This is a genomic window from Nocardiopsis potens DSM 45234 (genome assembly GCF_000341105.1).
Lineage (GTDB): Bacteria > Actinomycetota > Actinomycetes > Streptosporangiales > Streptosporangiaceae > Nocardiopsis_A > Nocardiopsis_A potens.
Map to the genome: position 1 here is coordinate 42,525 of NZ_ANBB01000047.1, position 18,933 is coordinate 61,457.

At 74.5% G+C, this 18,933-nt stretch carries 15 protein-coding genes and 1 riboswitch; of the genes, 13 read left to right on the forward strand and 2 right to left on the reverse strand.

Annotated features, from left to right (window positions below; translation table 11 throughout):
* The first annotated feature begins 177 nt into the window (after positions 1 to 177).
* The 4 genes from glgP to D459_RS0119550 all read left to right on the forward strand — a co-directional run bounded on the left by glgP (position 178) and on the right by D459_RS0119550 (position 5,825).
* Positions 178 to 2,817 carry an alpha-glucan family phosphorylase gene (gene glgP, locus D459_RS0119535; protein WP_017594692.1) on the forward strand — a complete coding sequence of 880 codons (2,640 nt, stop codon included), beginning with the start codon at positions 178 to 180 and terminating at the stop codon, positions 2,815 to 2,817.
* Between the two features lie 24 nt (positions 2,818 to 2,841).
* Positions 2,842 to 2,947, forward strand: a riboswitch (TPP riboswitch).
* 69 nt (positions 2,948 to 3,016) lie between these two features.
* Complete coding sequence (locus tag D459_RS0119540; protein WP_026120562.1) at positions 3,017 to 3,601, forward strand: ECF transporter S component; 585 nt, start codon at positions 3,017 to 3,019, stop codon at positions 3,599 to 3,601.
* The gene (locus tag D459_RS0119545; RefSeq protein WP_017594694.1) at positions 3,598 to 5,109 is read left to right on the forward strand and encodes an ABC transporter ATP-binding protein; all 1,512 of its coding nucleotides are present in this window, start codon (positions 3,598 to 3,600) and stop codon (positions 5,107 to 5,109) included. The genes D459_RS0119540 and D459_RS0119545 overlap by 4 nt, the downstream gene beginning before the upstream one ends.
* A complete protein-coding gene (locus D459_RS0119550; protein WP_017594695.1) occupies positions 5,106 to 5,825 on the forward strand; it encodes an energy-coupling factor transporter transmembrane component T family protein in 720 nt (239 codons plus the stop codon). Before D459_RS0119545 ends, D459_RS0119550 begins: the two co-directional genes overlap by 4 nt.
* 141 nt (positions 5,826 to 5,966) lie before the next feature.
* Here D459_RS0119550 and D459_RS0119555 read toward each other — a convergent pair whose 3' ends face one another.
* The gene (locus D459_RS0119555) at positions 5,967 to 7,193 is read right to left on the reverse strand and encodes an RNA-guided endonuclease InsQ/TnpB family protein (protein ID WP_017594696.1); all 1,227 of its coding nucleotides are present in this window, start codon (positions 7,191 to 7,193) and stop codon (positions 5,967 to 5,969) included.
* A gap of 630 nt (positions 7,194 to 7,823) precedes the next feature.
* On the opposite strand from D459_RS0119555, the gene D459_RS0119560 reads away from it, so the two are divergent.
* From D459_RS0119560 to D459_RS0119585, 6 genes are all read left to right on the forward strand, one after another.
* The gene (locus D459_RS0119560; RefSeq protein WP_017594697.1) at positions 7,824 to 8,612 is read left to right on the forward strand and encodes an enoyl-CoA hydratase/isomerase family protein; all 789 of its coding nucleotides are present in this window, start codon (positions 7,824 to 7,826) and stop codon (positions 8,610 to 8,612) included.
* A gap of 49 nt (positions 8,613 to 8,661) precedes the next feature.
* Positions 8,662 to 9,222 (forward strand): YbaK/EbsC family protein, encoded by a 561-nt coding sequence (locus D459_RS0119565; RefSeq protein WP_017594698.1) that lies wholly within the window; start codon positions 8,662 to 8,664, stop codon positions 9,220 to 9,222.
* A gap of 140 nt (positions 9,223 to 9,362) precedes the next feature.
* Complete coding sequence (locus D459_RS32195) at positions 9,363 to 11,534, forward strand: protein kinase domain-containing protein (RefSeq protein ID WP_051065487.1); 2,172 nt, start codon at positions 9,363 to 9,365, stop codon at positions 11,532 to 11,534.
* A gap of 224 nt (positions 11,535 to 11,758) precedes the next feature.
* The gene (locus D459_RS0119575; protein WP_040710552.1) at positions 11,759 to 12,535 is read left to right on the forward strand and encodes an electron transfer flavoprotein subunit beta/FixA family protein; all 777 of its coding nucleotides are present in this window, start codon (positions 11,759 to 11,761) and stop codon (positions 12,533 to 12,535) included.
* A 30-nt stretch (positions 12,536 to 12,565) separates the two neighbouring features.
* Positions 12,566 to 13,510, forward strand: coding sequence for an electron transfer flavoprotein subunit alpha/FixB family protein (locus D459_RS0119580; RefSeq protein ID WP_017594700.1), 945 nt, complete (start codon positions 12,566 to 12,568; stop codon positions 13,508 to 13,510).
* A 75-nt stretch (positions 13,511 to 13,585) separates the two neighbouring features.
* Positions 13,586 to 14,755: a cysteine desulfurase family protein gene (locus D459_RS0119585; protein ID WP_017594701.1), complete on the forward strand. Its 1,170-nt coding sequence runs from the start codon at positions 13,586 to 13,588 to the stop codon at positions 14,753 to 14,755.
* Between the two features lie 38 nt (positions 14,756 to 14,793).
* Here the strand turns inward: D459_RS0119585 and D459_RS0119590 are convergent, their stop codons facing one another.
* Positions 14,794 to 15,963: a DUF695 domain-containing protein gene (locus tag D459_RS0119590; RefSeq protein WP_017594702.1), complete on the reverse strand. Its 1,170-nt coding sequence runs from the start codon at positions 15,961 to 15,963 to the stop codon at positions 14,794 to 14,796.
* Positions 15,964 to 16,075: 112 nt separating this feature from the next.
* On the opposite strand from D459_RS0119590, the gene mnmA reads away from it, so the two are divergent.
* From mnmA to D459_RS0119605, 3 genes are all read left to right on the forward strand, one after another.
* Positions 16,076 to 17,203 carry a tRNA 2-thiouridine(34) synthase MnmA gene (gene mnmA, locus D459_RS0119595; protein ID WP_026120564.1) on the forward strand — a complete coding sequence of 376 codons (1,128 nt, stop codon included), beginning with the start codon at positions 16,076 to 16,078 and terminating at the stop codon, positions 17,201 to 17,203.
* 68 nt (positions 17,204 to 17,271) lie between these two features.
* Positions 17,272 to 17,781: a DedA family protein gene (locus D459_RS0119600; protein ID WP_017594704.1), complete on the forward strand. Its 510-nt coding sequence runs from the start codon at positions 17,272 to 17,274 to the stop codon at positions 17,779 to 17,781.
* Positions 17,782 to 17,938: 157 nt separating this feature from the next.
* Positions 17,939 to 18,931 carry a methionine synthase gene (locus tag D459_RS0119605; protein WP_241485080.1) on the forward strand — a complete coding sequence of 331 codons (993 nt, stop codon included), beginning with the start codon at positions 17,939 to 17,941 and terminating at the stop codon, positions 18,929 to 18,931.
* Positions 18,932 to 18,933 lie beyond the last annotated feature (2 nt).

Sequence of the window (18,933 nt, forward strand, 5' to 3'; positions counted from 1 at the left end):
TCGGTCATTGGGTGCAGGTGTGCACTCCGATAACAGCGGCAACGAGGGCATGAATAGGATTCGGTTCGGACTCCGCCCGGCATTCGGGCGGCGCTCTGCACTGAATTCTCGGTGAAATCACGAAAACGGCCCGGAAAGGCTCGCGCACCGGCCGCGCATTGACTAGCCTCACGGTCCGTGAAGGCGATCCGGAGATTCACCGTACGTACCGTTCTGCCCGAAGAGCTGTCCGCGCTGGGCCGGCTCGCGGCCAACCTGCGCTGGGTCTGGCACGCCCCGACCCGCGAAGTGTTCGCCGCGGTCGACCCCGCGCTGTGGGAGTCCGTCGGCCGCGACCCCTACCGGATGCTGGGCGAGGTGGGCCGGGAGCGCCTCGCCGAACTCCGCGCCGACGCCGCGTTCCGCGCCCGGCTCGGCGAGGCCGCCGCCGACCTGGACGCCTACCTCGGCGAGCCCCGCTGGTACCAGGGGGCGGACGGGGCGGAGCGGCCGCGTGCCGTCGCCTACTTCTCCGCCGAGTACGGCCTGGCCGCCGCGCTGCCGCAGTACTCCGGCGGCCTGGGCATCCTCGCCGGCGACCACCTGAAGAGCGCCAGCGACCTGGGCGTCCCGCTGATCGGGGTCGGGCTGCTCTACCGGCACGGCTACTTCTCCCAGACCCTCTCCCGGGAGGGCTGGCAGCTGGAGTCCTACCCCGAGGTGGACCCGCAGGGCCTGCCGATCACCCGGCTGGCCGGCCCCGGCGGCGCCCCCGCCGAGGTCGGGGTGGACCTGCCCGGCGGCGAGCGGCTCACCGCCCGGGTCTGGGTCTGCCGGGTGGGCCGGGTGCCGCTGCTGCTGCTGGACGCGGTGCACGAGGGCAACCCGCCCGCCCTGCGCGCGGTCACCGACCGGCTGTACGGCGGCGGCGGGGAGCACCGGCTCCGCCAGGAGCTGCTGCTCGGCGTGGGCGGGGTGCGCGCGGTCCGGCTCTACTGCGAGATCGGCGGCCACCCCCGGCCCGAGGTGTTCCACATGAACGAGGGGCACGCCGGCTTCCTCGGCCTGGAGCGGGTCCGCGAGTACATGGACGGCCGCGGCGTGGACGGCGCGCCGCTCGGCTTCGCCGAGGCGGTCGAGGCCGCCCGGGCCGGGACCGTCTTCACCACGCACACCCCGGTCCCCGCCGGCATCGACCGGTTCCCGCGCGGACTGGTCCTCGCCCACCTGGCCGGGGACTCCCCGGCGGTGCCCGGGCTCCCCGCCGACCGGGTGCTGGAGCTCGGCGCCGAGGACTACCCGGGCGGCGACCCCGACGTGTTCAACATGGCGGTGATGGGCATGCGGCTGGCCCAGCGGGCCAACGGGGTCAGCCGGCTGCACGGGGCGGTCAGCCGGGGCATGTTCCAGGGGCTGTGGCCCGGGTTCGACCCGGACGAGGTGCCGATCGGCTCGGTCACCAACGGGGTGCACGCCCGCACCTGGGTGGCCGAGGAGGCCCAGGAGCTGGCCGCGGCGATGGTCGACGACTCGGCCGAGTTCAACCGGCCCGAGGGCTGGCGCAAGGTGGTCCGCGCCGACGAGGGCGAGCTGTGGCGGATGCGGCGCACCCTGCGCGAGCGGCTGGTGGCCGAGACCCGGGCCCGGCTGCGCGCCTCCTGGCGGGCCCGCGGGGCCAGCGGCGCCGAGCTGGGCTGGATCGACGGCGTGCTCGACCCGGACGTGCTCACCATCGGCTTCGCCCGCCGGGTGCCGTCCTACAAGCGCCTCACCCTGATGCTGCGCGACCGGGACCGGCTCACCCGGATGCTGCTCCACCCGGACCGGCCGGTGCAGATCGTCGTCGCGGGCAAGGCGCACCCCGCCGACGAGGGCGGCAAGCGGCTGATCCAGGAGATCGTCCGGTTCAGCGACCGTCCCGAGGTCCGGCACCGCATCGTCTTCCTGCCCGACTACGACATGGACCTGGCCGCCTCCCTGGTGCAGGGGAGCGACGTGTGGCTGAACAACCCGCTGCGCCCGCTGGAGGCCAGCGGCACCTCGGGGATGAAGTCGGCGCTCAACGGCGGCCTCAACCTGTCGGTCCGGGACGGCTGGTGGGACGAGTGGTTCGACGGCTCCAACGGGTGGGCGATCCCCACCGCCGACGGCGTCTCCGACCCCGACCGCCGCGACGACCTGGAGGCCCGCGCGCTCTACGAGCTCATCGAGGACCGGGTCGCCCCGCTCTTCTACGACGCCGACGGCGACGGCCTGCCCAAGCGCTGGCTGGAGATGGTCAAGCACACCCTGGTCTCGCTGGGGCCGAAGGTGCTGGCCACCCGGATGGTCCAGGACTACGTGGCGGGCTACTACCAGGGCGCCGCGGCCTCCTCGCGGGCGCTGCTGGAGGACGGCGCGGCCGGCGCGCGCGAGCTGGCCGCCTGGAAGGCCCGGGTCCGGGCCGGCTGGCCGGGGGTGCGGATCGAGCACGTCGAGGCCGGCGGGATCGACGCGGGCACCGGGGAGCCGCCGCAGGCCGGGGGTGCGCTGGACCTGAGCGCCACGGTCCTCCTCGGCGACCTGGACCCGGACGACGTCCAGGTGGAGGCGCTGGTCGGCCGGGTCGACGCGGACGACCGGCTGGTGGCGCCGGCCGTCGCCGTGCTGGAGCGGACCGGCGGCGCGCAGGGGCAGCACCGCTACACCGGCTCGGCCCCGCTGACCAGGGCGGGCTCCGGCGGCTACACGGTGCGGGTGCTGCCCCGGCACCCGGCGCTCCGCTCGGCCGCGGAGATGGGCCTGGTGGCCGTTCCGGAGCCGCACCGCGGAATGGAGGACGGGATCGTGCTGCGCTGAACGGCGAAAACCCGCATAATGGGTGGAAACCGACAGGGGAGCGCTTCGGCGCTGAGAGTGCGGAGACCCCGCAGACCCTTAGACACCTGATCTGGATCATGCCAGCGAAGGAAGTCGTGTGTTCCACCCGGAGGAGTCCGCACCGGGTGCTCTTGGCCTGAGCCCTCTCGTGTCCTCACCGACGCGAAGGGACCCGTTCGTGAAGACCTCTACCCGGCGTTCGCCGTACGCCTGGCGCACCGTGGACATCGTCGTCGCCGCGGTGCTCGGCGTCGCCATCGGCGTCGTGTTCTGGTTCTGGGGCATGCTCTGGCAGGCCACCGAACCGCTGTTCATCTTCTTCCCGCCGGCCCAGGCGGTCATCTACGGCATCTGGCTGCTGCCCGGCGTGCTCGGCATGCTGGTGCTGCGCAAGCCCGGCGCGGGCGTCCTCACCTCCGTCGCCGCCGCCACGGTCTCCGCGCTGCTGGGCACGCACTGGGGCATGATCGTGCTGGTCGCCGGCCTCCTCCAGGGGCTCCTGCCGGAGCTGGTCTTCCTGGCCGGCCGGTACCGCTCCTGGGGCATGGCCGCCTCGGTGCTGGCCGCCGCGGCCGCCGCGCTGGCCCCGATCGGCATGGACCTCACCATGTCCTACGCCGACTGGCCCGCCTCCTTCATGGCCGCCTACGCGGTCTGCGTCGCCATCAGCTCGATGCTGATCGCCGGGGTCGGCGGCCGGCTGCTCACCACCGCCCTGGCCCGGGCCGGCGCGCTCACCCCCTTCCCCTCGGCCCGCGGATGAGCGGCGCGCGGGTCCGGCTGCGCGGCTGGGGCTGGCGGCACGCCGGCCGCGAGGAGTGGGCGCTGCGCGGGGTCGACCTGGAGATCGAGCCCGGCGAGCGGGTGCTGCTGCTCGGCCCCTCCGGCGCCGGCAAGAGCACGCTGCTGCACGCCCTGGCCGGGCTGACCGGACCGGAGTCGGCCATCACCGGGGAGGAGGAGGGCGAGCTCACCGTGGACGGCGCCCCGGCCGAGCGCGGCCGGGGCGGCACCGGCCTGGTCGCCCAGGACCCGGAGACCCAGCTGGTGATGGCGCGGGCCGGCGACGACGTCGCGTTCGGCCTGGAGAACACCGGCACCGACCCGGCGCTGATCGGCGGCCGGGTCCGGGAGGCGCTGGACGCGGCCGGCTTCGGCCACGGCCCGGAGCGCTCCACCGCGGCGCTCTCCGGCGGGGAGAAGCAGCGCCTGGTCATCGCCGGCGCGCTGGCGATGCGGCCCCGGCTGCTGCTGCTCGACGAGCCCACCGCCAACCTCGACCCGGACGGCGCCGCGCAGATCCGCGGGGTGCTGGCCGGGCTGGCCGCGGAGAGCTCGGCGACCATGGTGGTCGTCGAGCACCGGGTGGCCGAGGCGGTCGGCCTGGTCGACCGGGTGGTGGTGGTCGAACCCGGCGGCGGCGTGGTCGCCGACGGCCCGCCCGCCGAGGTGTTCGCCCGGCACGGGGCGGCCCTGGCCGCCCGCGGGGTGTGGGTGCCCGGCCACGAGCCGCGGGCGCCCGGCGCCTCCGGCGCCACCGGGGAGGTGCTGATCCGCGCGGCCGGGTGCACCGCGCTGGAGCCGCTGGGCCCCGGCACCGACCCGCGCCGCCGGCGCACCGTCCTGGACCGGGTGGAGGCGGCCGTGGCCGGCTCCGCCACCACCGCGCTGACCGGGCCGAACGGCGCCGGGAAGTCGACCCTGCTCACCCTGCTGGGCGGGCTGGCCCGCCCGGACGCCGGCGCGGTGCGGCCGGAGGGCGCGCTGGCCGCGGTGGACCGCCGCGACCTGGGCCGCTGGCCGGCCCGGCGGCTCGCCCGCCACCTGGGCACCGTCTTCCAGCACGCCGAGGACCAGTTCGTCACCGCCACCGTCCGGGACGAGCTGGAGTTCGCCCCGCGCCGGGCCGGGCTGGCCCCGGAGACCGCCGCGGCCTGGGTGGACGAGCTTCTGGAGCGGCTCCGGCTGGCCCCGCTGGCCGGGGTCCACCCCTACACCCTCTCCGGCGGGGAGAAGCGGCGGCTCTCGGTGGCCACCGCGCTCTCCTCCGGCCCGGCGCACGCCCCCGACGTGCTCCTGCTCGACGAGCCCACCTTCGGCCAGGACGCCTGCACCTGGGCCGAGCTGGTGGCGCTCCTGGCGGAGCTGCGCGCGCAGGGCCGCGCCGTGGTCATGGCCACCCACGACGAGCGGCTGCTCGGCCCGTTCACCGACGTGGAGCTGAGGGTGGCCGGCGGCGGCGTGGCGCCCGCGGTGGGGAGCGGCCGGTGACCGGGGTGCTGCGCCGCCGCAACCCGGCGGCCAAGATCATCGCCGCGCTGCTGGTGGCCGCCGGGCTGATCCCGGCGGTCGACCCGGTGACCGCGGGCGCGGTGCTCGCCGCGACCGTCCTGCTGCTGCCGTTCGCCGGCCTGGAGCGCCGGGCGCTGCTCACCGTCGGCGTGCCGCTGGTGCTGGCCGCGTTCTCCGTCGGCCTGGTCAACCTGCTGTTCGGCGAGAGCGGTCCGATGACCGCGTTCGGCCTGGCGGTGCGGCTGCTGGCGATCGCGCTGCCCGGGGTGCTGGTCGCGCTGACCAGCGACCCGACCGAGACGGCCGACGCGCTGGTGCAGCGGCTGAAGGTGCCGGAGCGGCCCGCGCTGGGGGTGCTGGCCGCACTGCGGCTGATCCCGCTGCTGGTCGGGCACTGGCGCACCCTCACCCTGGCCCGGCGGGCCCGCGGCCTGGAGCCGGGGCGCAACCCGGCGGCGCTGGCCGCGCAGTTCACCGGGAAGGCCTTCGCGCTGCTGGTCCGGGCGATCCGCACCGGGACGCTGCTGGCCACCGCGATGGACGCGCGCGGGTTCGGCACCGGGCCGCGCACCCACGCCCGCACCAGCCGGTGGTCCGGCGCGGACACCGTGCTGATCGCCGCGACCGTGCTGGTCCTGGTCGCCGCGCACCTGCTCTCGGTGCGGCTGGGCACCTGGCGCCTGCTGTTCGGCTGACCGTTGAGTGAATCTCAGCGTTCCTCTCGCTGGTCTTCTTCCTGCTTCACCGACCGCCGCCAACTCCGAAGAGCGAGGTCTCACGCGGTCTCCACGAGGCGTTTCTCCTCTCCGGGCAACTTCCCGGCGAGGGATCGAATGTCAGACGGCCGACCCGAGTTCTTCGCTCATCTTGGCGAGGAGGTTCCCGGCCGCGTTGCGGTCGCGGTCGTGGACGGCGCCGCAGCCGGGGCAGGCCCAGGTGCGGTCGGCCAGCGCCAAGGCGCGGTTGACCCGCCCGCAGTTCCCGCAGGTCTTGGAGGAGGGGAACCAGCGGTCGGCCTTCCAGACGCGGGAGCCGTACCAGCCGGCCTTGTACTCCAACTGGCGGACGAACTCTGCGAACCCGGCATCGGAGACGGCGCGGGCCAGCCTGCGCTTCCTGGCCATGCCCTTGACGTGCAGGGTCTCCACCGCGACGGCCGACTTGGTTCTCGCCAGCCTGGTGGTGGTCTTGTGCAGGAAGTCCCGCCGCCGATCGGCCACCCGCAAGTGCAGCCGCCCGACGCGCTCGCGCGCCTTGGCCCTGTTCCTGGAGCCCTCCGCGCTCCGGGCCAGTCTGCGGCCGGCGCGCTTCAGCGCCCGCTGGGCGGCCTTCAGCGGTCTGGGGGCGCAGATCTCCTCGGTGGTGCCGTCGCTGTTGCGAACGGTGGCGAAGGTCTTCAGGCCCAAGTCGATCCCGCAAGCGGGAGCGCCATCGGGCACTTGGCGGCGCTTGTTGACCTCATCGCGGTCCGCCTCGATCTGGAAGGAGACCCACCACCGCCCGGCCTGCTCGCGGATCGTGGCGCCGAGGATGTGCGCCCTTGCGGTGGCCATGCGGTCGGTCAGCCAGGACATGTCCTCGCGGGTGGCGACGTCGCCGATCGCCGGGAGGCGCACGGTGCGGGTGTTGAGCGGTCTGGCGCGGTCGGCGTCGTAGCGGAACCGGGAGCCGTGCTTGCGTTTGCGCCACCTCGGCCACCCCAGCCTCGCGCCCTTGCGCTTCCCGGCGCGGGAGGCGAAGTAGTTCTTCAGACCGGCCGCCCGGACCCGGCACGCCTCCTTGGGGATGCGGGAGGACAGCCCGCCCTGGGAGAACGAGGGGTAGCGCTTCGGGTGGGCGGCGCGCCACTCCCTCTCCAGCGCCGGGGCCGACCACGGCACCTTGGTCAGGTCCTCACCGGTGATGCCGTAGCTCTCCTCGGCCTTGCGCTGGGCGTACTTCTTCTGCACGGCCTCCAGGCAGAAGTTCTCCACCGCCCGCGACAGCCCGCAGTGCCGCCCCATGAGGACCGCCTGCTCGCCGGTGGGCGCCAGCTCGAAGCGCAGCCCCTGCTTATGGCTCACGCGTCCGCCTCGGAGGCTGCGGCCGGAGCCTTGCGTGCCCGGTTCCTCGCGGCCCGCCTGCACAGCAGGCGGGCACAGAACAGTGCCGCTGCATCGGTCATGGCACACGCCGCCTCCTCGAAGCCTCCACCTTCACCCATGACCCGCAGAATAGGACCCGGCACTGACAGTAAAGCCTCGATGTACTCCGGGCCGGGCGGGCCGACCGCGATGCCCGGGCCGGCCGGGCCGGTGCCCGGGCTTCGGGCGGGCGCCGTCGAGCGCCGGGCCTGCTTCGGCGGTGGCCTCGACCGCGGGCGGCCTGTCTCCAGAGGGGGGACGGGAAACCGGCCCGCCGGCGTCTTCGACCACCGGCACGGCCGTCCCGCCTTCTTGCCCCCGCTTTCAGGCGCTCTGATGGTGACCGCCCTGCATGCATGCCCCATCACTGAGCCGCACGTGAAGACCATGGCAGAGGGGCACTGATCAACGCCGATGAATCGGCCGGCAGGATTCAGCCCCGGGCCCCTCCCTCCCCCGGCGCCGGGAGCGCCGCGGGGGAGGGGCGGGGGCGGCCGGGTGCGCCGTGGTAGTACAGCGGGAGGCGCCGGAGAACCCGGGCGCAGGACCGAAGGGCAGGAGGGCTCGGCAGTGGGCGAGTTCGTGCGGGTGGAGAAGGACGCGGAGAATCCGGCGGTCGCGGTGATCAGGCTGGACCGGCCGAAGATGAACGCGCTCAACGCGCAGGTGCAGCGGGAGATCGGGGCGGCCGCGGCCGAGGTCGCCGCGGACGGCTCGGTGGCCGCCGCGGTCCTCTACGGCGGGGAGCGGGTCTTCGCCGCGGGCGCCGACATCAAGGAGATGGCGGACATGGGCTTCGCCGACATGGCGGCCCACTCGCGCACCCTGCAGGCCTCGTTCACCGCGGTCGCCGAGATCCCCAAGCCGGTGGTGGCCGCGATCACCGGCTACGCTCTGGGCGGCGGATGCGAACTGGCGCTCTGCGCGGACTTCCGGGTCGCCGCCGAGGACGCCAGGCTGGGCCAGCCGGAGATCCTGCTCGGGGTGATCCCCGGGGCCGGCGGCACCCAGCGGCTGCCCCGGCTGATCGGCCCGGCCCGGGCCAAGGACCTGATCTTCACCGGCCGGCACGTGCCGGCCGACGAGGCGCTCCGGATCGGCCTGGTGGACCGGGTCGTCCCGGCGGCGGAGGTCTACTCCGCGGCGGTGGCCATGGCGGCCCGCTACGCGGGCGGCCCGTCGGCGGCGCTGCGCGCGGCCAAGGAGGCGGTCGACCGCGGGCTCGAGGCGGACCTGGGCACCGGCCTGGAGATCGAGCGGGTGCAGTTCGCGGCGCTGTTCGGCACCGAGGACCAGAAGACCGGGATGCGCAGCTTCGTGGAGAACGGCCCGGGCAAGGCGGAGTTCACCGGGCGCTGACCGGAACCGGCCGGTCGGCCGGGCGGAGGAGAAGAGGAGAGCGGCGGAGATGGCGGAGCGGATCTGGGGCCTCGCGGCGGCCCCCGCGGTGGAGCGGACCGACCTGCTGGCCGCGCCGGTGGCGGCGGGGCTGGAGGGCTGGAAGGCGGCGGCGGAGGAGCCCCCGCCGCTGGTCGCCGAGGTCGATCCGGCGCTCTCCGACACCGCCGCCGCCTCCGAGGCCTACGGCTTCCCGCTGGAGGCCGGGGCCAACTGCATCGTGGTCGCCGGCAAGCGCGGCGGCGAGGTGCGCCGGGCGGCCTGCGTCGTGCTCGCCACCACCAGGCTGGACGTCAACGGCGCGGTCCGCCGCCGGCTCGACGTGCGCAAGGCCTCCTTCGCCCGGCAGGAGGACGCGGTCGCCGCCACCGGGATGGAGTACGGCGGCATCACCCCGGTCGGCCTGCCGGAGGGGTGGCCGCTGCTGATCGACGCGGCGGTCGCCGCCTGTCCACTGGTGGTCATCGGCAGCGGCGTGCGCCGCTCCAAGCTGATCGTCCCCGGAGCCGCCCTGGCAGGCCTCCCGGGAGCCGAGACCGTCGACGGGCTCGGGCTTCCCGCCCAAGGCTGAGCGGCACCGAAGCGGAACCGGGCGCAGGTATTTTCCGTCATACTCGTGGGGTTGCAAGGGGCGCGCAGCGCGGTACCGCTCGCCCCGCGACGGCTAAGCTGGTCGTGGCGGTATGCGGGTTTTGAGGGGATGAGTTCGCAATGGCAATGTCGGCAGGTTTCCCCGAGGGTGAGGAGCTGCCGGAACGCGTCGGCCCTTATTCCATCCGGAGGCGCATCGGCCAAGGCGGTATGGGCGTGGTCTACCAGGGCTACGACCCCCGGCAGGACCGCCTGGTCGCGATCAAGGTGCTGCGCTCGGAGGTGGCCGGCGACAACATCGCCCGCGCCCGCCTGGCCCGCGAGGTGGAGACGATGCGGCGGGTGCACAGCCGCAACGTCGCCGAGGTGATCGACGCGGACACCAGCGCCGAGCTGCCCTGGGTGGTCACCGAGTACATCCCCGGCCCCACACTGGACTCCACGGTGGAGTCGCACGGCCCGCTGCGCGGCCGCGCGCTGACCAACTTCGTCAGCGGCCTGGCCCGCGCCATCGACGACATCCACGCGGCCGACGTCATCCACCGCGACCTCAAGCCCGGCAACGTCATCATCTCCAACGGCGAGCCGATCGTGATCGACTTCGGCATCGCGCACGCGGTGGACGGCGCCAAGCTCACCCAGACCGGCACCTTCGTCGGCACGCCCAGCTACCTGTCCCCCGAGGTCATCGAGGGCACCGCGCTGGGGCCGGCGACCGACGTGCACGCCTGGGGCGCCACGGTGTCCTTCGCGGCCACCGGCAACGCGCCCTACGGGGCCGGGTCCTTCGAGGTCATCTTCTTCCGCATCCTCAACGGCGAGATCAACATCGAGGGGATGCCGGAGCGGCTCCGCCCGCTGGTCATGAAGGCGGTCTCGCGGGACATGTCGGCCCGGCCGACCGCCGCTCAGCTGGTCGCCGAGACCGGGCGGCTCAACCTCGACCTGCCGCTCAGCGACGACCTCGCGGCCTACGTCGGCTCCGGGATGACCGGGAAGCACACCGCGGTGCACCGCTCGGCGCAGCCCGCGCAGCAGGAGCAGCAGCAGGAGGAGGCGCGCTCCGAGGCGGCCCCCGCGGCCGAGTACGGCCCGGCCACCGAGTACGGGCCCGCGACGGAGTACGGACCCGCCACCGAGTACGGTCCGGCCACCGAATACGGTCCGGCGACGGAGTACGGGCCCGCGACGGAGTACGGACCCGCCACCGAGTACGGTCCGGCCACCGAATACGGTCCGGCGACGGAGTACGGGCCCGCGACGGAGTACGGTCCGGCCACCGAGTACGGGGCGGGCGCGACCCGCGCGGTGCCGCCCGCGGAGACCGCCGAGTCGGCCGCGGAGCCCGCGGACGACCCCCAGGCGACCGGGCTGCTGGAGCCGCGCGAGGCGGACGACCCGCAGGCCACCGGGCTGCTGGACCCGCAGGACGCGGACCGCGCCCGAGGCGGCCAGGTGCGCACCTACTACGCCGACGACGACGAGGACGAGCGGGGCGGCGCCCCGCACACCCAGTACTTCAACTCCACCCTCCGGCCGGAGGACTTCCAGGACATCCTCACCCCGGTCGAGCAGGACGCCCGGCGCGGCCGCCGCGCCTCCCGCGGCGGCGAGGAGGACGCCGAGGAGGAGGGCCGAGGGGGGCTCTTCGGGCGCTGGAAGCGCAGCGGCGGGGACAGCGTCAGCGACTACTGGGGCGGCGGTGACGACGACGAGTACTACGACGACGACCGCTGGCACCTGCCCCGGCTCTACCTGCTCGCGGTGCTCGCGCTGGTCTCCGGCATCGCGCTGGTGCTGCCCTGGATCGGGATGCTGTTCGGCCTGGTGCTGGTGAGCGTGCTCGGCGCGCTGGGCACGGTCAAGGCCAACCACGCCCGCCGGCTGCAGACCCGGGCGCCGCGCAGCTCCGACACGATCGTGGTGGCCCTGGACATGCCGGTGGCGCTCCTGCGCAACCTGGGCGTCAACGCGCTGTACGGACTGGGGTACCTGCTGGTCGGCAGCGTCCTCGGGTTCATCGTCGGGATGCTCACCGGCCGGGAGGGGATCAACAACGCGGTCGCCTTCGGCACGTTCGTGATGGTCCTGCTGAGCTTCGTGGGGCCGAACGCCCGGACCGCCCGGAGCCAGGCGATGGAGCTGCTGGACAAGGTGGGCTTCCGCAACGTGTACGTCTACTGGGGCGTCATCGTGTTCACCGTGCTCTTCGCGATGCTGGTGCTCTCCTTCGGGTTCAGCGCCGCCCCGGTCTGGGTCTGGTTCCCGCCCAGCAACCCGTTCGGCGGTTAGGGTGCCCTAAGCTCTGAAGTCCCGGGGGTGTGTTCGCCTTCTGTGCTACTAGTCAGTAACATCGGGGGCGAGCACCATGAACAGGCGGGACGCGGGACGTGAACGCGCACCCCGCCGCCGGATGCCATCAGCGCATTTGGCACCCTTAGGGGCCACGGACGCACCGGCGTCCGCGCCGTCCGAGCGGGCGACGCAAGGGAGTGCAGGGAGGTCGGCCACCGGCCATGAATATTGTCGTTTTGGTCAAGCAGGTCCCGGACACGGCGACCGAGCGGAAACTCGCGGATGACCACACGCTGGACCGCGCGGCTTCGGACGGCGTCATCAACGAGCTCGACGAGTACGCCATCGAGGAGGCCCTCCTCCTCAAGGAGAAGCACGGCGGCGAGGTCACGATCCTGAGCATGGGTCCGGACCAGGCCACCGACTCCATCCGCAAGGCGCTGTCCATGGGCGCCGACAAGGCGGTGCACGTCAACGACGAGGCGCTGAAGGGCTCCGACGCCCTGCAGACCGCCTACGCGCTGTCCAAGGCCCTGGGCACCATCGAGTTCGACCTGGTCGTGCTCGGCTCGGAGTCCACCGACGCGCGCACCGGCGTGGTCGGCGCGGCGCTCGCCGAGTACCTCGGCCTGCCGCAGCTCACCCTGGCCGGCAAGGTGGACGTGGACGGCTCCGCCATCAAGGTCCAGCGCCAGACCGACTACGGCTACGACGTGGTCGAGGCGCAGCTGCCGGCGGTGGTCAGCGTGGTCGAGAAGATCAACGAGCCGCGCTACCCGTCGTTCAAGCTGATCATGCAGGCGAAGAAGAAGCCGGTGCAGAAGCTCGGCGCCGCCGACGCCGGCATCGACACCGCCAAGGTGGGCCTGGCCGCCGCGACCACGCAGACGGTCGACGCCGCCCCGGCGCCGCCGCGCGCCGCCGGCACCATCGTCAAGGACGAGGGCGACGGCGGTGCGAAGATCGCCGCGTTCCTCGCCGACAAGAAGTTCGTATAGGTCCGGCGAGACGAAAGAGGGATTCAAGACATGGCTGAGGTCCTCGTCCTCGTCGACCACGTCGACGGTGAGGTCAAGAAGGTCACCACCGAGCTGCTCACCGCGGCCCGCCGGATCGGCGAGCCGGCGGCCGTGTGGGTCGGTGCGGGCGCCGACTCGGGCAAGGCCAAGCTGGCCGAGTTCGGTGCGGAGAAGGTCTACGTCGCCCCGGCCGAGCTGAACGACTACGTCGTCGCGCCCAAGGCCGAGCTGCTGGCCAAGCTGGCGGGGGAGAAGTCCGCCGCCGCGATCCTGGTCTCGGCCACCGCCGAGAACAAGGAGATCGCCGGGCGCACCGCGGTGAAGCTGGGCTCCGGCGTGCTCACCGACGTCGTCGACGTCACCGCCGAGCTGGTCGCCGAGCACAGCGTCTTCGGCGGCGCCCTGGTCACCCACGCCAAGGTCGCCTCCGGCACGCCGGTCGTCGCGATCCGCCCCAACTCGGTCCCGGCCGAGCCGGCCTCCGGCGCCGCCGCCGTCGAGGAGGTCTCGGTCGAGGTCTCCGAGGCCGCCAAGGGCGCCAAGGTCGTGGAGCGCGTCGTCCAGGAGCAGGGCGCCCGCCCGGAGCTGACCGAGGCCGCGATCGTGGTCTCCGGCGGCCGGGGCGTCGGCTCCGACGACTTCTCCGTGGTGGAGAAGCTGGCCGACTCGCTGGGCGCCGCCGTCGGCGCGTCCCGCGCCGCGGTCGACTCCGGCTGGTACCCCAACCAGTTCCAGGTCGGCCAGACCGGTAAGACGGTCAGCCCCAACCTGTACATCGCGCTGGGCATCTCCGGCGCGATCCAGCACCGGGCCGGCATGCAGACCTCGAAGAACATCGTCGCGGTCAACAAGGACCCGGAGGCGCCGATCTTCGAGCTCGCCGACTTCGGCGTCGTGGGCGACCTGCACACCGTCGCCCCGCAGCTCACCGAGGAGATCGAGAAGCGCAAGTAGGCGCCGCTCCGCGGAAGGCCGGCGGCGGCCCCGGGCACTTCGGGCCCGGGGCCGCCGCCGTATCCTTGGAAGGCCATGGTGTATCTGGATCACGCAGCCACGACCGCCGTCCGCCCCGAGGCCGTCGCGGAGATGACCGAGGAGTACGGGCGGCTCGGCAACCCGTCGTCGCTGCACGGGGCGGGGCGGGCCGCCCGCAGGGTGGTGGAGGAGGCCCGCGAGGACATCGCCTGGGCACTCGGGGCGACCCCGCACGAGGTGGTGTTCACCGGCGGCGGCACCGAGGCCGACAACCTCGCGGTCAAGGGCCTGTACTGGGCGCGCAACCAGGCCGACCCGCGCCGGCGGCGGATCCTGGTGGGCTCGGTGGAGCACCACGCGGTGCTCGACCCGGCCCGGTGGATGGCCGACCGCCAGGGCGCCCGGTACGAGGAGCTGCCGGCCGACGGGTACGGCACCGTGCACCCCGAGGCGCTGCGCGAGGCGATCGAGCGCGATCCCGGCGACGTCGCGCTGGTCTCGGTGATGTGGGCCAACAACGAGGTGGGCACGGTGCAGCCGGTGCGCGGGCTGGCCGCGGTGGCCGCCGAGTACGGCGTCCCGATGCACACCGACGCGGTGCAGGCCGTCGGCGCGGTCCCCGCGGACTTCGCGGTGGAGGGGCTGTCCGCGCTCACCCTGTCCGGGCACAAGCTGGGCGGGCCGATGGGCGCCGGCGCGCTGGTGCTGGCGCGCGGCACCGACCCGGTCCCGGTGCTGCACGGCGGCGGCCAGGAGCGGGAGGTCCGCTCCGGGACCCTGATGACGCCGCTGCTCCGCGGCTTCGCCACCGCGGTCCGGCTGGCCGCCGAGGAGCGCGAGGAGCACGCCGCGGAGCTCTCCTCGCTCCGCGACGAACTGGTCCGCGCGGTGCACAAGGCGGTGCCGGACGCGGTGCTCAACGGCCACCCGGAGGACCGGCTGCCGGGCATCGCGCACATGTCCTTCCCCGGCTGCGAGGGCGACGCCCTGCTGATGCTGCTGGACGCCCAGGGGATCGCCTGCTCGACCGGGTCGGCCTGCTCGGCGGGGGTGGCGCAGCCCTCGCACGTGCTGCTCGCGATGGGCGCCGGGGCCGAGGCCGCGCTCAGCTCGCTCCGGTTCAGCCTGGGCCGCGGCTCCACCCCGGCCGACGTGGACGCCCTGGCCGAGGCGATCGGCCCGGCCGTGGAGCGGGCCCGCGCCGCCCGCAGCCGCCGCCGCTGACCCCCGCCTCGCGTTGGGGATGGGGGCAGGGCGGGCGGTCAGGAGAGGCCGCGGAACTTCCCGGTGATCCGGTTGAACACCGACCAGTCCGGGTCCAGCTGGGTCTTCATCCCCGGCCGGCCCTCGCTCCAGGAGGCCACGGCCTCCTCCACCGAGGGCAGCACCTGGGACTCGGGGTCCAGGTAGAAGAGCATCTCCCGGCGGCCGCCCCCGGTCTGCTGCAGGAAGAGCGCGCCGTCGGCGCCGAGCACCTCCTCCAGCCGGGAGTCCATAGCCTCCAGCGCCGCCGCGCTGGCGCCGCTGGGCTGCTTCTCCGCGTCGGCCTCGCGGTAGGGGAGCACCACCTGCAGCAGCAGGGTGAAGACCGGGAAGTCGCGGCGCTGCACCGGGTGGCGGAGGAGCACCTCCAGCGGGCCGAGCACCGGGTGCCGGGCCTCGGCGCTCACCAGGGCGCCGCCGGAGCCGTGGCCCAGCTGGCGGGCGACCGAGGGGATGGACGTCGGCGGGAGCGGGTCCAGCGGCTTCTCCACCAGCGCGCGCACCGCGCCGATCGCCCGCACGTAGTCGTCCTCGCCCAGCGCCAGCATCACCACGTGCTCGGCCACCCCGGCCTGGTCCTCCTCGGGCAGGAACATGAAGTCGGGGTGGTAGACGCCGGCGGTGAGGGTGCCGCGCCGCGGGTCGGCCCGCAGCTCCACGCTGGTGTGCGACAGGTCCAGCTCGTGGCCGTTCCAGTCCAGCGGGCGGGAGAGCGCCTCGTGGTCGGCGGGCAGCGACGGGCGGAACGTCCAGCCCGGCTCCCCGGGGGCGGCGCGGGACCACCGCTCGGCGGCGATCCGCGCCTCGTCGTCCGGGCCGGAGCGGAGCGTCAGCGCGTAGGAGGGGCCGTCCCCGCCGAGCAGCGCGGCGGGGTCGTCCAGTTCGGCCAGCCGGGCCATCAGCTCGCCCGGGTCGGCGTCGAGCGAGGACTGCAGGTCCTCCAGCGGGTTGCCGCCGGCCGGCGGGGCGGAGGAGACCTCCCAGGCGAGCGCGGGGTGGATGCGCCGGACCAGCCCGGTGAGCCGCTCGGCGGCCTCCTCGGGGAGCGCGGAGCCGGCGTCGACCGACTCCGCCAGGGCGCCGCGCAGTTCGGGCCAGTGCGCCCAGAAGGCGTCGATGCCGGCGGCGGATTCGGACGCCGCGGAACGGCGGCGGCGGAACAGAGGCATGCTCTGATTTTCGCAGAACCCGGGGGGAGGAGAGGACACCGGCCCGGAAGCGGCCGGCCGGCGGTCGGAACGGGAGGGGGCGGCCCGGTGCAGCGCATACCCTGGAGTCGTTATGACTTTGCGCGTACTGGCCGCCATGTCGGGCGGCGTCGACTCAGCGGTGGCCGCCGCCCGGGCGGCCGAGGCCGGCCATGACGTCACCGGGGTGCACCTGGCCCTCTCCAAGAACCCGCAGTCCTACCGGACCGGGGCCCGGGGCTGCTGCACTGTGGAGGACTCCCGGGACGCCCGCCGGGCGGCCGACGTGATCGGCATCCCGTTCTACGTGTGGGACATGGCGGAGGAGTTCGACCGCGAGGTGGTCCAGGACTTCGTCTCCTCCTACGCCGCGGGCAGCACGCCCAACCCGTGCCTGCGCTGCAACGAGAAGATCAAGTTCGAGGCGGTGCTGGACCGGGCGGTCGCGCTCGGCTTCGACGCGGTCTGCACCGGCCACCACGTCCGGCTGGTCGACGGGCGCCTGGTGCGCAGCGTGGACCAGGCCAAGGACCAGTCCTACGTGCTGGGCGTGCTGACCCGCGAGCAGATCGCGCACGCCATGTTCCCGCTGGGGGACTGCACCAAGGAGGAGGTCCGGGAGGAGGCGGCGCGGCGCGGGCTGGCCGTCGCGGACAAGCCGGACAGCCACGACATCTGCTTCATCGCCGACGGCGACACCGCGGGCTTCCTCAACAGCCGGCTGGGCAGCCGGCCGGGGCCGATCAAGGACGAGTCCGGCGAGGTGCTGGGCACCCACGACGGCGCGCACGCCTACACCATCGGCCAGCGCAAGGGCCTCAACCTGGGCGGCGCCCCGGACCGCCGCTACGTGCTCTCCATCGAGCCGGTGCAGAACACGGTGACGGTGGGCCCGCGCGAGGCGCTGCGGGTGGACGGGATCAGCGGCGTCCGGCCGGTGTGGAGCGGGCGCGAGGCGCCGGCCCCCGGCGACGGCCCGCTCGCCTGCCGGGTGCAGCTGCGCGCCCACGGCGAGGTGCACGGCTGCACGGTGCGCGCGGCCGGCGAGGGGGTGGAGGTCTCCCTGGACTCCCCGGCCACCGGGGTGGCCCCCGGGCAGACCGCGGTGTTCTACGACGGCGACGCGGTGCTGGGCTCGGCGACGATCTCCGGCACCCGCGCGGCCGAGCCGGCCGAGTCGGCGGAGTCGGCCGAGCCTGCGGCGGCCCCCCGGGCCGGGTGAACTTAGGTTAGGCTTATCATGGTCTCCGGGTGGCGCCGCTCGGGCGGCCCGGAACGCATGGAGGGCCGATGGAATACCAGTTCCTGGAGGGGCAGCCCTTCTGGATCGTGTACTCCGCGCTGTTCGGCATCGTCTTCGCCCGGACGCAGGCCACCTACTGGATCGGCCGCGGCCTCGGCGCCGGGCTGCACCGCTCGCGCTGGGGCGCCCGGCTCGGCTCCCGGCTGGAGCGGGCCGAGCGGCTGATCGACCGGTTCGGCCCGCCGGTGGTCACCGTCGCCTACGTCACGGTCGGCGTGCAGACCGCGATCCACCTCGTGGCCGGCGCGATGCGGATGTCCTTCCCGCGCTACCTGGCCGCGATGATCCCCGGCTGCGCGATCTGGGCGGCCATCTACAGCCTCGGCGGCCTGGCCGTGCTCGCGGTGTGGTGGAACGTCTTCCTGCACTCCCCGGTGCTGGCCGTGGCCCTGGTACTGCTGCTCGCGGCCGCCGCGGCCGCCGCCGCGACCCTGCTCCGCCGCCGCCGCGCCGCTCAGCGGGGGGACGCCGAACCCTCCGAACCGGTCGCGGGCTGACCGGGGACCCCCTCCCCGCCCGCCCTTCCCCCGATGATCTTGACGTTGCGGGGGGCCTCAGAGCGCTCTGATACCCCGCAACGTCAAGATCATCGAGAGGGGCCGGACGGGTGCCCTAGTCTTGTCGGTCGTGAATGAGCGGCGTTTTCCCTGGGCAGTGGCGAGTTGGACCGGTGTGGGGTCGTATCCGTGGGAGGACCCCGACGAAGCGGCGCGGACGGTGTTCGGCGAGCTCGCGCAGCTGCCGCACCTGCCGGAGCTGCCCGCGCGCGGGGCCGGGGCGGACATCATCGGCCGGACCGCCTCGCTGCTGGTGGACATTCCGGTGGAGGTGCAGCCGAGCGGTTGGCGGGTGGCCCGCGGGCCCGGCCGGGACCTGGCCCGGGCCGGCAGCTTCCTCTCCTACGACCTGGAGGCGGTGGAGCGGCACGGGGCCGGCTACACCGGTCCGTTCAAGGTCCAGGCGGCCGGCCCGTGGACCCTGGCGGCCTCGGTCGAGCTGCGCTCGGGGGAGCGGATGCTCGGCGACCGCGGCGCCGTGGCCGACCTGGCCGGCTCGCTGGCCGAGGGGCTGCGGGCGCACATCGCCGACGTGGCGGCGCGGCTGCCCGGCGCGGAGCTGATCGTGCAGATCGACGAGCCGTCGCTGCCCGCGGTGCTGGCCGGCCGGGTGCCCACCGCCAGCGGCTACCGGCGGATCGCGGCCCCCGACCCCGCGGTCGCCCGGGAGCGGCTGGGCGAGGTGTTCGCCGCGGTCGCGGAGGCGGGCGCGGTGCCGGCCGCGCACTGCTGCGCCGGGGACGTCCCGATCGGGCTGCTGCGCCGCTCCGGGGCGCGCGTGCTGGGCCTGGACGCCACCCGGCTCGCCCCCGGCTCGGACGAGGCGGTGGGCGAGGCGGTCGAGGCCGGGACCGGGCTTTTTCTCGGCGTCGCGGCGCGGGAGCGGGCCGGAGTGTCCGACCCGGTCGGTACCGTCGATCCTGTACGCGAGCTGTGGAACCGCATCGGGTTCGCCCCTGAATCACTGGCCGGGACCGTCGTCGTGACCCCCGTCTGCGGCCTGGCCGGCGCCTCGCCGGAGGGCGCCCGCGCCGCCCTGGAGGCCTGCCGCGAAGCGGCCCGGGTGCTGCGCGACGACCCCCGCGGGTGAAC